Origin of the sequence: Lysinibacillus sphaericus (assembly GCF_006864135.1) — a bacterium.
In the GTDB taxonomy this organism is placed as follows: domain Bacteria; phylum Bacillota; class Bacilli; order Bacillales_A; family Planococcaceae; genus Lysinibacillus.
Map to the genome: position 1 here is coordinate 1 of NZ_SADV01000035.1, position 14,237 is coordinate 14,237.

A 14,237-nucleotide genomic window follows, 5' to 3' on the forward strand; every position below is an offset into this window, starting at 1 on the left:
AAGTGGCTAAACGCGGCGGACTGTAAATCCGCTCCTTAGGGTTCGGCGGTTCGAATCCGTCCCCCTCCACCAGTTTTTTTAGGGGCATAGTTTAACGGTAGAATAGAGGTCTCCAAAACCTTTGATGTGGGTTCGATTCCTACTGCCCCTGCCAATTAATTAATTTTATGGCGGTTGTGGCGAAGTGGTTAACGCACCTGATTGTGGTTCAGGCATTCGTGGGTTCGATTCCCATCAGTCGCCCCATTTATATATTTAACTTTTGGGGTATAGCCAAGCGGTAAGGCAACGGATTTTGATTCCGTCACGCCCTGGTTCGAATCCAGGTACCCCAGCCATTTATTGCGGAAGTAGTTCAGTGGTAGAACACCACCTTGCCAAGGTGGGGGTCGCGAGTTCGAACCTCGTCTTCCGCTCCAATTATTATGGCGGCATAGCCAAGTGGTAAGGCACAGGTCTGCAACACCTTTATCACCGGTTCAAATCCGGTTGCCGCCTCCATAATTTATTTCTTAATCGGATTTTCCGATTTTTTTTATCTCCATTATGCCGGTGTGGCGGAATTGGCAGACGCGCACGACTCAAAATCGTGTTCCTTTGGAGTGTCGGTTCGACCCCGACCACCGGTATCATCACGTACATATATGTTACGTTTAGTAAGTTTGGAAAGCTCACAAACCTTGATAGTACAGGGTTTGCGAGCTTTTTTCATTTTTGGAGATACGATAAGAACCGAAATTATTTTACACACATTTTACACAAGTTTTTACACAAGCTGTAACCCGAGAAAATGTGATCAATAAAGGAGAGCAAACTAAAAAGCTCATGTTTTGAAAAATAAACATGGGCTTTTTTAATTGGATTTAACTTGTATTCAACAATCGGGTCATTTAATTGAGTAACACCTATAAGAAAAACGGATATTCATTGCGTTGTAGTAATAATTACTTATTTGTGTCTTTCTCGTCATCCGTTGAAACTGACTTTTGTTTACTTTCCATATGTTCAATATGTTTTTCGCCCCATTCATACAAGTCTTTTACAAGAGGTTGTAATGTCATTGCGTATTCTGTAAGTGAATACTCTACTTTAGGTGGAATCTGGGGATAAATAACACGTTTTACTAAATCATTTTCTTCTAGTTCACGTAAATGTAGTGTAAGCATTCTTTGTGTAATATGTGGTATGAGTCTTTTTAATTCATTGAATCTTAACGTTCCGTGATTATATAGGACTGAAAGGATAACTGGTTTCCACTTTCCAACTAGTGCGTCTAAAGCAATTACCATTTCGCGGTGTTTATAGATTATTTCTGTCAATTATGTAGCCTCCTTTTAGTACCCTTTTTGATACTATAATACATTTATGTGCCTACTTACAAAAATTCATTGTATATATCATAATGAATTCATAAGATATTTGCAAATTGTTGGGGAGACATGAAAATGACAAATAGTTATGAAAAAACGGATGTTTTATTAATAGGTGCTGGAATTATGAGTGCGACAATTGGCACACTACTAAAAGAGTTAGCACCAGATTGGGAAATTAAAGTATTTGAGAAACTTGATAAAGCAGGGGAAGAAAGTTCTAATGTATGGAATAATGCTGGGACAGGACATGCTGGGTTATGTGAGCTTAACTATACACCCGAAAAAGCTGATGGTTCAATCGAGACGATTAAAGCTATCAAAATTAATGAACAGTTCCAAATTTCTAGGCAATTTTGGTCTTACTTAATAAACAATAATCTTATTAGTAATCCAGAAGACTTTATTAAGCTCGTTCCACATATGAGCTTAGTAATGGGTGCTGATAATGTATCTTATTTGGAAAAAAGATATAAAGCACTTTCAATTAATCCATTATATGAAGGGATGGAGTTTTCAGATGATCCAGCTCAGCTGAAAGAATGGATTCCACTAGTAATGAAGGGGCGATCAGATAATGAACCGATTGCTGCATCGAAAATTGATTCTGGCACGGACATTAACTATGGATCATTAACTTGTAAATTATTTGACCACTTACAAAAACAAAATGTTGAAGTAAATTATAAACATGAAATTTTAGATATTAAACGAACGAAAGAGGGATTATGGGAAGTTAAAGTCCATGATTTGATTGGATGTAAAGCGAAGTATTATACGACTAAGTTTCTCTTCATTGGTGCTGGTGGTGCAAGCCTACCGATTCTTCAAAAAACAGGTATTCCGGAAAGTAAACATGTTGGTGGTTTCCCAGTAAGCGGTTTATTCCTAGTATGTAAAAACCCTAAAATTGTAGAACAACACCATGCAAAAGTATATGGTAAGGCTGCAGTTGGTGCGCCACCAATGTCTGTACCACACCTTGATACACGCTATATTGATAACAAAAAATTATTACTATTTGGACCATTTGCAGGTTTCTCACCTAAGTTCTTAAAAACTGGTTCAAATATGGACTTAATTGGTTCTGTAAAACCAAATAATGTCTTCACTATGTTAGCGGCAGGTGCCAAAAACATGGATTTAACAAAATACTTAGTTCAACAACTTATGTTGTCGAAAGAACAACGCATTGAAGAGTTACGTGAATTCGTACCAAACGCTAAGAGCGAGGATTGGGATATTGTCGTAGCTGGTCAACGTGTACAAGTTATTAAAGATACTGAAGCTGGCGGAAAAGGTACACTTCAGTTCGGTACAGAAGTTATTACTGGTGCAGAGGGCACAGTAGCATCACTACTTGGGGCTTCTCCGGGCGCATCGATTGTTGTAGATGTAATGCTAGATGTAATCAAAAAATGTTTCCCAAATCAAATGAAAGAATGGGAACCAAAAATTAAAGAAATGGTTCCTTCTTATGGTATGAAATTAGCGGAAAATCCTGATTTATTGTTTGAAATTCAGTCTTCAACAGCAAAGACGCTTGGTTTAGTAGATACTAGCGAGAAAGAGTTGGTTTTAAAATGAAGATTTGAAAAAAACTTAATATAATTACCTCCTTTATAATTTAAGCAGCGGTTAAAGAAATAGATATTCTTCAACAATCGGGCGCGTTAGTTGAATAAGCATTTCTTTTCCTATTCAACTAACGAAGGCTTCGTATAGTATAATAAGGCGTACAAAATTAATAAATCATACTAAGTAAAAAAGGATAAACTCCATTTTGATTAATCATTTTTCAAAATGGAGTTTGTTAAATTATCTATTAAAGAAACACCTTTTTTAGTAAAACATTGTCGTCGCTACTTTTCATCAGATGCTTTTTAAACAGATTTAGTGGTTTACTGTTATTCAACTAACAGGGTAGCCTCCTATTATAATCTTATTGTGTTACTAGGGGGATAACTTTTCGCCCGCAATAGAGTGCAATATATTCACTCAACACAGTTATTATGAATCAAATTCTTGACAATCCTAAAAAAGTCCATTAATATAAAGTAGACCAGTCGTTATATAAAAGGGGGAGAACAATGAAAAATAAAAGTAATTCGACACGTGATCATTTAATTGAAGTAGCAACAAGACTTTTTCATTTGCAAGGCTATCAGGCTACAGGCTTAAATCAAATCTTGAAAGAATCAGGGACACCAAAGGGTTCACTTTATCACTATTTTCCTGATGGGAAAAATCAACTTGTTAAGGAAGTTGTTGAAGCGTCTTCACAACGTTTACTTCATGACATTCAAATACACTTAGATTCAGACCCAAATCCGACTATCGCTTTGCAAAATTATTTGAATCATTTGAGTGAACACTTTGAATACCTAGACACCCCTGATATGTTAAACATGCCACCATTTGCATTGATTTCAATGGAATCAGCTTTTGTAAATGAAGAGATTCGAGCAGTTTGTCAAGAAAATTACAGCAAGGTGCAACAGCTTTATTATAATAAGTTTGTTGAGTCAGGTATGGCTACAGATAAAGCAAACATACTTGCAGTGTCACTTTGCGGATCTATCATAGGCGTTTTAGTATTATCTATTACGGAGAAATCGAATGAACCGATTAAATTGCTTCAAAAAATAGTTCCAAGTTTCTTTTTATAAGAGCTTAGGACTAATTTTTTCGAGCTGAATATATAGACTGGTCTAATTTTAGGGTCGTAACTATTTTTAATAAAAAATGTAGACCTACTTAAAAGGAGTAATTATGAATACAGAACAGCAACGAAACCCAAAACCCATGATTGCATTATTAATGATTGCAGCATTTGTGGGCCTTTTTGGAGAAACAGCCATGAATATGGCCATGACCGATGTTATGAGAGACTTTGGCGTCAGTGCAACTAGTGCTCAATGGTTAACAACAGGTTATTTATTAGTATTAGGGATATTAGTACCCGTTTCTGCCCTTATTATTCAATGGATTTCAACACGTTGGATTATAATAATCGCAATTTTATTCTCAATTGTTGGTTCAATTATTGGTGCAATAGCGCCAACATTTTCAATTTTATTATTATCACGTGGGATTCAAGCAATTGGTACAGGGTTAATTTTACCCCTTATGATTAATGTTATTTTCATGGTTGTACCAATCGCAAAACGTAGTGCCACAATGGGAATTATGGGGATGGTCATTACACTTGGACCAGCAACTGGGCCAACAATCGCTGGAATTATAGTTGATATATCTAGCTGGCATTATATTTTCTGGATAAGCATTGCCCTATATATCATTATTTTCCTCATCTTTATGCCAAAAGTGTACAATGTCTCAACTCTAACAAAACCGAAAATCGATTATTTATCTATCGTTCTTTCAACAATTGCATTTGGCAGTATTATCTATGGACTAAGTACTATTTCAGAAGATTCAACTTCAGCAACAATCATAATAGTTGTGGGCATTGTAGCTCTTTTACTTTTCGTATGGCGTCAATTTACAAGTAAGCATCCGATGATTGATTTACATGTTTTCAAATATCGTAATTTCACTATAGGTTCAGTTTTAATATTTATCGTATTCGCATTACTTTTAGCAATGTCGATTCTTATGCCAATGTATTTAAAAGGATCTTTATTACTTTCAGCTACGAATGCTGGATTCGCGATGTTAATTGGAAACATATTAAATGCCGTCTTTGCTCCAATCGTCGGAAAAACTTTTGATCGTGTTGGTCCAAAGTTTTACTTACGTTTTGGGTTCTGTTGCTTAGTTATTTCAACGGGTATATTATTCTTTGTCATAGACGCGACAACACCACTATGGTTAGTCATAGTTTCATGTATGATTTTCTACGTAGGTGTATCAACAACTATTATACCGTCGCAAACAAACTCACTTAATGATTTACCAAGACAGCTGTATTCTCATGGTTCCGCTGTCATAAACACACTTCAGCAAATTGCAGGTGCGGCAGGTACAGCACTAGCAATCACATTCATGACAGCAGGGCAACACCGCTATATAGTAGCGCATTCTACTGCAAGCCCTGCAACACTAGTTGCAGAAGGTACACAATTTACATTTGGGGTTATTGTGGTTGTGGCAGTAATCGGTCTACTATTAGCATTTTTTGTGAGACGTCCAACCAATCATTTGCACTAGGAAGAAGTGATAGAGGATTTGGAGTTAGATTTAGACTTTGATTATTATGATAATCAGACATGTTCACAACATATTAAAGTCGATAATTGAGACTCTAAATATATATAATCCTATAGATACAATACCTGGTACTGGTGAATATGACTTTGAAGTAGCTAAATTAATTCTAGATTTATTTCCTAGAGTAAAACAAAACCAGGTGAAGAGATTAAAAAATTGTTTTACCTGTAGTCATGCTCACGATTTTGTGACAAGTAATTTATCTAAAAAAGAGGTTCAACAGTTAAATAATTTTATTAAACAAATTATTTAATATAAGTTATTAGTCACCTCTTACCTTATAAAATAAAGGAGTCGATATATTATGATGAATGAAAAGGTAGCAATTATAACTGGAGCAAGTAGAGGAATCGGAGCCGAGACGGCAAAGCTGTTTGCTGAACATGGAGCAAAGGTAGTTGTAAACTATGCCAATAATAAAAAAGCTGCACAAGAGGTAGTAGATTCCATTCGCGAAAATGGTGGAGTCTCTATAGCGATTAAGGCAGATGTTAGAAATAAAGATGAAGTGGATTCTTTAGTAAACGAGACAATTTCCCACTTTGGAAAAGTTGATGTTTTAGTAAACAATGCAGCCATTTCTTTTGCTATGAAATCCTTCTGTGACATGGAATGGGATGAATTTAGAACTAAATTAGAAGAAGAAGTTAAGGCAGCTTTCATTGCAACGAAATCAGTACTACCTATTATGAAAGAACAAAAATACGGAAAGTTGGTATATATTTCAAGTAGTTTAAGTCATCAACCTTTTCCTAACTTTATTGCTCATGGAACAGCAAAAGGAGCACTTAATTCTTTTGTAAAGTATTTAGCAAAAGAGTTAGGTCCGTTTAATATCACAGCAAATGTAGTAGCACCGGCTATGGTTGAAACAGATGCTACTACACATACTCCTGTAGAGCAAAAAGAACAGGTGAAAATGTTCACTCCATTAGGTAGAATTGCTAAACCCGAGGATATTGCACGCTCTGTATTGTTTTTTGCAAGTAATCAAAGTGCATTTGTTACTGGAACTTATGCTCCTGTATCAGGTGGCATGGAAATGAACAATTAGTTATTAAAAAGTCTCAACATGGCACGTTCACTCGTAGTTTATAGGTGCTAATCCAATTACATTAATATCTGATCCCAACAATTCAGAAAGAATTTATTGGTACTTTTAATAGGGTGCGCCTAATGAAGTGATCTAAAGTTTTAAAAACCGCAGAGGTACATAGACAATAAATTTTGACTATGTCACCTCTGCGGTTTTCGATTTGGTATCGCATGGATTCATGAAGTAAGAGGTAGAAAAAATGAATTTGATGTATATAGAAAATGGATTTAGAAAAAGGCGTATATAATGAAGAGTTTTTTAGAGATACGAACAATTTATATAACATTGAAAAAATTGTTTTAGAAAAGTACGACTCAATAATCTAAATTATTTGTATCGTTAACCATCCAATAGAATCAAATTGATTCTATTGGATGGTTGTTTTCATTTTGTACCATGCTTTAAATTCTTTGTCTCATAGTTTGCGGTGTAAATGACATCAATTTATGTTTGATAGACAGCCAGCCAGCCATACAATATCTACGTATGCATAGAAATTCCTTGCTAAACGAACTCGATTATAATTAATAAGCCTTTTTACAATTTTAGTATATTTTCAAAAAATACGGTTGAGTATAGTAGGGAAAGGCATGGTTCCTGCATTCTTTAGAGGTAGAGATTTAAGTTATACTTACAATGAATAGAGAGGGTATGATTATGAACAGACATTTTTTTATTGCCATCCCACTTCCTTCAGATATTAAAGCAGCTCTTAAAGTGAGATGTGAAGAAATGAAAACAGATTTTCATTTTAAACGATGGGTACACCAGGAAGATTATCACATCACATTGGCTTTTTTAGGTCATGCGGATGAAGAGCAATTACAGGCTGTAATGGATGAAACGAGGAAAAATCTTCGGAATGTTCCACTATTCGAATTAAAAATTCAAGGGTTCAATACTTTTGGGAGAAAAGAATATCCAAGAATTTTATGGGTAAATCTGCTCGAATCGCAGCCATTAAATTTGGTGAGAGAAATAGTATACCGTGATTGTATGAAGGCTGGTTTTGAATTAGATAAGAAGCCCTTTACACCCCATATAACTGTTGCAAGAAAATGGGATGAAGCGTGCGGGGAAATTCCGTTCGACGCATTGCTAGAAGAAAATTTTCAGCTTCCAAAATTTCTAGTTGAAGAAGTGATTTTGTACGAATCAAAAATAGAGGAAACGCCAAAATATTATAAAAAAGCTGTCATTCGTTTAGATGACCAATAATTTTACAATCAGCTCGTAAACCTAAAAAAGAAAAGGTTTATGAGCTTTTTTTACTGAAAATATTGTAATTTTAATGATTAGTTCATCTTCAGTTCATTTAAGGATTTTATGCTAAGAATGTAAAAAGGAATGGAGGAGTTCACTATGAATCTTGCGTGGAAAGAAATTAAGAAGAATAAAGTAAGATTTTTAATATTAGGATCAATTGTTTTTCTAGTTAGTTTTTTAACTTTTATTATTTCTGGTTTGGCGAATGGATTATCACAGGATAATGCCGCTTTAATTAAAGATTTACCACAAGGACAATTTTATATGAATACGGATGCAGATGAAACTTATAATCTGTCAAAGATAGATAGCGGTACACAAAATGAAATATTGAGCAATGAAAAGGATGCAGTGGCTTTTTCACTACAAATGGGCTTTTTAAATGATCAGGATAATAAGCAGCAAAGCGTCGCCTTTGTGACATCCACTGATTCAAAGTTATTTGAAAATGTGCAACACGAAGAAGTGATATTAGACAGCTCATTGAAAGATAAAGGACTAAAAGTAGGCGATACATTAACGAATAATCAGTTTAGTGGCAAGTTTGTAGTAAAAGGATTTGTAGAGCAAAAGAAATATAGTCATGCACCGGTTGCCTATATTAATAAAGAGGATTATAAAGAAATTTATCGTACTGATGAAATGCAATTGATTTTTGTACCAAATGGTGATTCTTCAAAACAATTTGCTGGGTTACAATCATTTTCGAATAAAGAGTTTCTTAATACAATCCCAAGCTATAGTGCAGAACAAATGTCTTTAAATATGATTGTCTGGTTTTTAGTAGTCATCAGTGGGATGCTGTTTGCAATCTTCTTCTATATGATGAACGTTCAAAAAATTGGTTTATACGGAATTTTGAAGGCCATTGGTGTGAAAACGAGTAAACTATTCAAAATGATATGGACACAGATGGCTATCATTACAGTTATTTCACTTATTTTGTCGGTAGCCTTTAGCCAAGCATTTAATCTGATAGCGCCAAAAGGAATGCCTTTCACGTTAACAATTGCGACAACAACGCAATTATCGATCGTATTTTTAATTATTGGATTTATTGGTGCTACAATTTCAGGCATCCAAATTAAAAAAATTCAACCATTACAAGCGATACAGCAAGGGGAGGCTTAATATGACTTTATTTAAAATCGATGAAGTTAGAAAAACGTTTAGGAATGGCGAGGTAGAGGAAGAAATACTTAAAGGGATAGATCTTTCTCTAAATGAAGGGGAAATAACAGCATTGGTCGGTGCATCTGGGTCAGGTAAGAGTACACTTCTGACAATAGCTGCTGGACTTCAGCCTCCAACAGATGGGCGCGTTATTTTTGAGGGGAAAAATATGTCCACCATGAACGCTGAAGACGTTCGTAAAGTACGAGCAAATGAATTTGGGTTTGTCTTTCAGTTTGCACACCTTGTACCTTTTCTTACAGTTGAGGAGCAGCTACTGCTAATGCTAGATGTTTCTGAATCAAAATTAAAGAAGCAGGAACAAAAAAATGAAGTTAATCGAATACTAAAATTAGTAGGGATGGACCATCGAAAAATGGCTTATCCTTCGTCATTGTCAGGTGGCGAGAAGCAACGTGTAGCCATTGCCCGAGCAATCATTCATCAACCGAAAGTTCTGTTCGCAGATGAACCAACAGCAAGCTTAGATTCACAAAGATCAAAGGAGGTTATGTTACTAATTAGAGATTTGACTAAAACGTTAAACATTACTACTTTAATGGTGACACATGATGAAGAAATGCTTGCTTATATGGATCGTATTATTAAAATGAGCGACGGTGTCATTTTGCAAGATGCCATTTAGATCGAATCGTAAAAACCACAACCACATTTATTGATGGTTGTGGTTTTTTGACATCCGCTAAAAGAAGTTAAACAGGCTTATCACCATAATGTTAAGCTGATTTTCCGTTCCATCGGGGCGTTATTTATAGATATTTTTAATAAGCCTAGTGTTATGTTACTAAACCACTAAACTAATGAAGCATATTATAGAAGGAAAGGGGGAGGTGATTTCAAATGGCGTTTGTCATTGCTTTATTGATCGTATTAGTTGGTCTAATAGCGGGATTCCAATTAACCGAAGGAAGGTCAGAGAAAGGGAATTACATCGTTTGGGGTATCATTACAATGATAGCGTTTGCACCGTTCTTATCTTTTGTAATTGGCGTAATGTATGGAATAGTAGTTAAAAATAGTTGGGCAACCTCGATTATGATGTTTTTAGCTCCTATAATTTTTGTTATAGGGTTAATTATATTACTTTTAGGTATTTATAAAAATGATAAAGAAAAGTATAAATAACTAGCTATTTATCTCTGAAAAGGGTTATTCCGTTCAGTGTTTAAGTTATCTTAAATATAAAGGTAAAAAGCCGCGAGACGCCTACAAATTGTTTTTAAAGAGTGTAAATGAAAATGTAGCGAAGGAGACATATGCCTTCGTGTCCAACATCCTATTTTTGGCCCTGATGCGGTTCGTCCTGGGCGGCGGAAAAGCATAGCGGTTTTTTACCTCTGGAAGAAAGCTTTTACGTTAAAAGTTTAGGTTAATCGAGCTTTTCGACTTACTTTACAGACCATTCTCATTAAAGATCTGTGCAACGAAGGGAAGATCGTAAAGAGTACATCCATTGTTTTACGCATAGGCATAGGACAGATAATAGGCTTATTTTTGTGTACGCCTGCAATAGTGATTTTTGCTAGTTTCTGTGGAGACATCATTTTTTGCTTTTTCAATTGTTTGGACATCACTGACTTATCAATATTAATAGCTGTTGCTTTATCGAAAATAGGTGTATCAACAAAAGTCGGACATAGCGTACTTACCTTGATGCCAAATTCCTCAGCCTCATAGTGAAGTGATGTCGTTAAGCCCACAACAGCATGCTTCGTAGTTGAATATGCGGCAGATATAGGCGCTGGCCCCAACCCTGCTGCTGATGAGGTATTGATGATATGTCCAAAACCTTGTTTCTTCATGATTTGATAGCCAACTTGAGTACCATATATAACGCCCCATAAATTAAGATCCACAATGTTTTTCCATTCGTCCATCGACATATCATACATTTCACCATACATAGCTATACCAGCATTATTGAATAAATAATCTAATCTTTGAAATTCCTCATAGACATTTGTAATGACATGTTCAACACTTTTGTAATCGGTTACATTTAATTCAACAAATCTAGCATTTGAAGCATCTTTATTTAGTTCTGCCTCTAGAAAACGTCCATCATGTTCGTTAATATCTGCAATAATGACAAATACATGACGACCAACTAACTCTTTGCAGATAGCCTTCCCTATACCTGATACACCGCCAGTAACAATCGCAACCTTTCTCATATTCATCACCTCTCACATGACTTCCTATTGTTCAATAGCTTCTTGTAAGTGAAACTGTTCAATGACAGCTGTGTATTCTTTCAAGACAAGTTCTGCTCCGTTACTATTTAAATGAACGCCATCTAACGTTAAATGTAGCCCTCTCTTTTTAGATAATCGGTCAATTCGCAAAGGATTTTTATAAAACAGTACATCTTTCATTACTCGCATAACATTGGTGTTCATATAATCAGAACTAGTAACTTGTTCTAAGTGATGCTCAAACACCTCTTGAATATTTAGAAAGCTTACATTTGCATATTTTGAAGAAATGGATTGAATAATAGAGGAGAGCTCTTTTAATTCTTTATTAGGAGCGTTTTTAATTGTCTCTCCTATTAAAGCTGGTGTTACTAAAACGACATGTTTAGAGGATGCTAAAATCATTTCTAAACAATTTACATAGTAATCTTTAAATTCTTGATGGTCTTTTGTAACTGGTTGTGCCTGCACTTTCAAAAGTTTTGCATAGACATCGTTGACACCAATCCAAAGAAAGCTAAGGTCATAATAAGTAGCTAGCTTCGATTTCTCTAAACGACTGTGTAAGCTTTTTACTGTTTCACCTGGTTTACCGAGATTATCAAATTCGATATGTTGATGTTTTGTTATTAGTAGTTTAAAAAATGAAACCCCTGGTCTACCTTCTGTTAAGCTGTCTCCTATACATGCAATTTTCATTTATATCCCACCTTTTTTTATCTCCTTTAACTTCACCCGTTGTAATAATTTAATTCCTCTAGAAGCCATTATGCCGAAGCATAATTGATAAAAATGGTTATTGCCTGGTTAAAGAGTGGCTCAAGTGCTTTCAGATCCTGAGTATTTGTCAGCTGACATAATCCTCCTAGCCATGTGCCTAGCAGAACTGTCCATTCATCAATATTTCCATGAACAAATTCCCCCTTATCAATTCCTTCTTGCAAAATCGCACGATAAGCACCCATCGGTACAACCGCTAAATTGTATAATTGTTGTACTGATTCAGGGCTCGATTTTGGATTGGAAGCTAGCTCTTGCCCTGATCTTAATAAAGGTGTTTGGTAATGATAGAGAACATGCATGGCCATGCCATATAATTTTTCTGTTGCCGTAGAATAGTTACATTCTTTTTGCAGCCATTTGCTGTGCCAATCTTGCATTGTTTGTTGCGCTAAAAGAACAAAGAGCTTTTCTTTGTTTTCAAAATGGTAATAAATATGTCCCTTGCTGTAGCCTGAAGCGGTGGAAATATCGCCAACTGATGTTTGATTATAGCCTTTTTGAGAAAACAAACTAACCGCATGTTCCATAATTTTAACTTTTGCTTTCTCGCTATCGTAACGTCTTTTATTCATTGATTTACCCCTTTAAAACATTTGAACGTCCGTTCTAATTTAATTATACAATATTTTACTAATTAATGAATAGTTAAATACCTTCGTCATTATGTTGTCACAATTGCTAATACTAAGGCTAATTAGACATCTCCAGGAAAGCACCTAGTTGGAAAGGAATTCAACTCTACATTATGGTGTGGAATAAATGGAGGGGATATCCATTTGGTTATGGAATTATAAATTATGATTTAAATATTAGGAGGGGAATTAGATGGGGAGAGTAATAGGGTTTGAATTAAATAGCCAGGAGCCTGAAAAAGCAGCTGAGTTTTATGCCAAGGTTTTTGGTTGGGAGGTAGCCGCACCTAATTGGGAATATCGGGCTGTAACAACCGGGGATGATGAAAAGTCTGGGATCAACGGCGGTATTGCTAAGGGGCCACATGATTATCCTTTTGGAACACGTATTCAAATCGAAGTGGATTCTATCGATGAGGCTATGGCTAAAGCTAAACATAATGGTGCCATCATTGTTCGTGACAAAATGGAATTTGCTGAGTTTTATCTTGCCTATATGGTAGATCCAACTGGGCTTGGCTTCGGCTTAATTCAAAACAAATAATCTATTCTCTCTCAAAAGATTGCGTAGGCTTTTTTGTGATTAAGTCGATAGCATAAGAAAAGCAAGTCTCCCTTTGAATGGGGAGGCTTGCTTTTTCTAGCATTTAATCTAATGAAATATGAAAAAAGCGATGAAGTACTTGTCGCCATTCCTTTTCGTTATGAGTTGTATAAGTTGTTAGAGAGTATCCCTCGTAAATTCGAAATTCGTTATTAAGCATTGTATGTCGGCCACGAGGAGTACGAATCATCGCGATTTTATTTTTTTGTTTAGAAAGTCTTGGTGCAAACTTTGCATCGTTAGCGTCATCAAAAAAACTATAAAGTAAACGCCAATTATTTTTTGTTAGTTCGTACAGCATCCAGCCGTTCGCTTCATCTCGTTCAATTTTATAAAGTTCATTACCTTCACGGTGTTGATGTCCAGCTATTAGTGGAACTGGTTTACAAGGAGCTAATGCACCTACACCAACATCTGAAATATAGGATTGGCCATTGAAATTGACCAGCAATAGCTGATGCATAGGTACATCCTCAACAGGAGTATCCGCTTCAATGTTGCGCCAAAAGTGTGCATAGCGGTTGGTTACAGAAAAGCCAAGTTCGCGAAGTAGCCAACTAAATAAAATATTTAGTTCAAAACAATTGCCTCCGCGAAGTTGAATAATCATTTTTTGAAAAAGGTCAGGAATTGCGAAGGAGATGTCATGTTTTAAGGCAACATCTAGGTTCTCATAAGGAATGGTATGTAGATGTTTGGTTTGAAGCTGACCAAGTAACTTAATAGATGGCTCTAAAGATCCATGAAATTGAATAAGCTTTAAATATTGCTTTATTTGTGAATTCATAAAATCGCCTCATTTCCTTACTAAATAACATAACCGAAATGGTTTGAGAATACACGTGAATAATATAAAGAAAATAA

The 14,237-nt window shown here is 35.5% G+C and carries 14 protein-coding genes and 6 tRNA genes; 15 read left to right on the forward strand and 5 right to left on the reverse strand.

Translation table 11 applies throughout. The features are described from left to right. The first annotated feature begins 80 nt into the window (after positions 1–80). From C7Y47_RS22860 to C7Y47_RS22885, 6 genes are all read left to right on the forward strand, one after another. A tRNA-Trp gene (locus tag C7Y47_RS22860) sits at positions 81–154 on the forward strand. A 16-nt stretch (positions 155–170) separates the two neighbouring features. Beyond that, a tRNA-His gene (locus tag C7Y47_RS22865) sits at positions 171–246 on the forward strand. 17 nt (positions 247–263) lie between these two features. Further along, positions 264–338, forward strand: a tRNA-Gln gene (locus C7Y47_RS22870). Between the two features lie 6 nt (positions 339–344). After that, positions 345–419: transfer RNA gene (locus C7Y47_RS22875), tRNA-Gly, on the forward strand. An 8-nt stretch (positions 420–427) separates the two neighbouring features. Next, a tRNA-Cys gene (locus C7Y47_RS22880) sits at positions 428–501 on the forward strand. 47 nt (positions 502–548) lie between these two features. Then, positions 549–629 (forward strand) — tRNA-Leu (locus C7Y47_RS22885). Between the two features lie 315 nt (positions 630–944). Here the strand turns inward: C7Y47_RS22885 and C7Y47_RS22890 are convergent. Continuing rightward, positions 945–1,289: a winged helix-turn-helix transcriptional regulator gene (locus tag C7Y47_RS22890; protein WP_142510880.1), complete on the reverse strand. Its 345-nt coding sequence runs from the start codon at positions 1,287–1,289 to the stop codon at positions 945–947. A gap of 156 nt (positions 1,290–1,445) precedes the next feature. On the opposite strand from C7Y47_RS22890, the gene mqo reads away from it, so the two are divergent. From mqo to C7Y47_RS22930, 8 genes are all read left to right on the forward strand, one after another. After that, complete coding sequence (gene mqo, locus C7Y47_RS22895) at positions 1,446–2,957, forward strand: malate dehydrogenase (quinone) (protein WP_142510852.1); 1,512 nt, start codon at positions 1,446–1,448, stop codon at positions 2,955–2,957. Between the two features lie 503 nt (positions 2,958–3,460). Beyond that, entirely contained in the window at positions 3,461–4,039 is a 579-nt protein-coding gene (locus C7Y47_RS22900) for a TetR/AcrR family transcriptional regulator (RefSeq protein ID WP_142510853.1), read from the forward strand. Positions 4,040–4,142: 103 nt separating this feature from the next. Next, positions 4,143–5,543: a DHA2 family efflux MFS transporter permease subunit gene (locus tag C7Y47_RS22905; protein WP_142510854.1), complete on the forward strand. Its 1,401-nt coding sequence runs from the start codon at positions 4,143–4,145 to the stop codon at positions 5,541–5,543. A 364-nt stretch (positions 5,544–5,907) separates the two neighbouring features. Continuing rightward, positions 5,908–6,657, forward strand: coding sequence for an SDR family NAD(P)-dependent oxidoreductase (locus tag C7Y47_RS22910; protein ID WP_142510855.1), 750 nt, complete (start codon positions 5,908–5,910; stop codon positions 6,655–6,657). A 699-nt stretch (positions 6,658–7,356) separates the two neighbouring features. Further along, positions 7,357–7,917, forward strand: a complete 561-nt coding sequence (gene thpR, locus C7Y47_RS22915; RefSeq protein ID WP_185903576.1) for an RNA 2',3'-cyclic phosphodiesterase — start codon at positions 7,357–7,359, stop codon at positions 7,915–7,917. Positions 7,918–8,061: 144 nt separating this feature from the next. After that, complete coding sequence (locus C7Y47_RS22920; protein ID WP_142510857.1) at positions 8,062–9,096, forward strand: ABC transporter permease; 1,035 nt, start codon at positions 8,062–8,064, stop codon at positions 9,094–9,096. Position 9,097: 1 nt separating this feature from the next. Further along, positions 9,098–9,784, forward strand: coding sequence for an ABC transporter ATP-binding protein (locus C7Y47_RS22925; protein ID WP_142510858.1), 687 nt, complete (start codon positions 9,098–9,100; stop codon positions 9,782–9,784). A 215-nt stretch (positions 9,785–9,999) separates the two neighbouring features. Beyond that, the gene (locus C7Y47_RS22930; RefSeq protein WP_132364113.1) at positions 10,000–10,284 is read left to right on the forward strand and encodes a hypothetical protein; all 285 of its coding nucleotides are present in this window, start codon (positions 10,000–10,002) and stop codon (positions 10,282–10,284) included. A gap of 239 nt (positions 10,285–10,523) precedes the next feature. Here C7Y47_RS22930 and C7Y47_RS25130 read toward each other — a convergent pair whose 3' ends face one another. The 3 genes from C7Y47_RS25130 to C7Y47_RS22940 all read right to left on the reverse strand — a co-directional run bounded on the left by C7Y47_RS25130 (position 10,524) and on the right by C7Y47_RS22940 (position 12,709). Then, positions 10,524–11,339: an SDR family NAD(P)-dependent oxidoreductase gene (locus C7Y47_RS25130; protein ID WP_185903577.1), complete on the reverse strand. Its 816-nt coding sequence runs from the start codon at positions 11,337–11,339 to the stop codon at positions 10,524–10,526. An 18-nt stretch (positions 11,340–11,357) separates the two neighbouring features. Continuing rightward, positions 11,358–12,053, reverse strand: a complete 696-nt coding sequence (locus C7Y47_RS25135) for an SGNH/GDSL hydrolase family protein (RefSeq protein WP_185903578.1) — start codon at positions 12,051–12,053, stop codon at positions 11,358–11,360. 68 nt (positions 12,054–12,121) lie between these two features. After that, entirely contained in the window at positions 12,122–12,709 is a 588-nt protein-coding gene (locus C7Y47_RS22940; RefSeq protein ID WP_142510859.1) for a TetR/AcrR family transcriptional regulator, read from the reverse strand. Between the two features lie 253 nt (positions 12,710–12,962). Between C7Y47_RS22940 and C7Y47_RS22945 the strand changes: the two genes are divergently transcribed. Continuing rightward, positions 12,963–13,313, forward strand: coding sequence for a VOC family protein (locus tag C7Y47_RS22945; protein WP_142510860.1), 351 nt, complete (start codon positions 12,963–12,965; stop codon positions 13,311–13,313). 103 nt (positions 13,314–13,416) lie between these two features. Here C7Y47_RS22945 and C7Y47_RS22950 read toward each other — a convergent pair whose 3' ends face one another. Beyond that, positions 13,417–14,160: an arylamine N-acetyltransferase family protein gene (locus C7Y47_RS22950; protein WP_142510861.1), complete on the reverse strand. Its 744-nt coding sequence runs from the start codon at positions 14,158–14,160 to the stop codon at positions 13,417–13,419. Positions 14,161–14,237: the final 77 nt, after the last annotated feature.